Below are 394 nucleotides of genomic sequence, written 5' to 3'. Positions count from 1 at the left end.
CTCCTGCTACTTGACTTCCACTGCCCGTGATGATCAATTTTGTTGCAGCTCCAGAATTTAACGTGATAGAACCAGAAGTTACTGGTGCTCCAGTAGCTGGACTAAAGGTAAACGTCCCTGAACCTGATGTGCCTGTGAACTTCAAGCCTAAGCTGCTTAAGTTCGCTACGCCACTACTAAAGTCGCCGGCACTACTTAATTTATCCGTGCCTGATAAGCCCGTAATAGTACCTGTCAAGCTCGATGTCACGGTTACGTTATTCGTTACTGCACTAAAGCCTGTTACCGTATTACCATAAGCATCTTGTGCCGTTAAAGTATTCGTGCCTGTAAAGGCGGTGCCAGATGTTTGAGGGTCTGACATAGCTAGGCTAAACTTAGCAAATGATCCTAC

Annotated in this window: 1 protein-coding gene; it reads right to left on the bottom strand. The window is 45.9% G+C overall.

What is annotated here, in order from left to right; all coding sequences use genetic code 11:
• A partial coding sequence (locus EWU23_RS14455; RefSeq protein ID WP_205753197.1) for a hypothetical protein occupies positions 1–364 on the bottom strand: 364 nt, incomplete at its 3' end.
• Positions 365–394: the final 30 nt, after the last annotated feature.

This window comes from Aquirufa beregesia, from assembly GCF_011090385.1.
Lineage (GTDB): Bacteria > Bacteroidota > Bacteroidia > Cytophagales > Spirosomataceae > Aquirufa > Aquirufa beregesia.
Note: the sequence above shows the minus strand (reverse complement) of the source record. Positions and strands in the feature narration are given on the sequence as shown.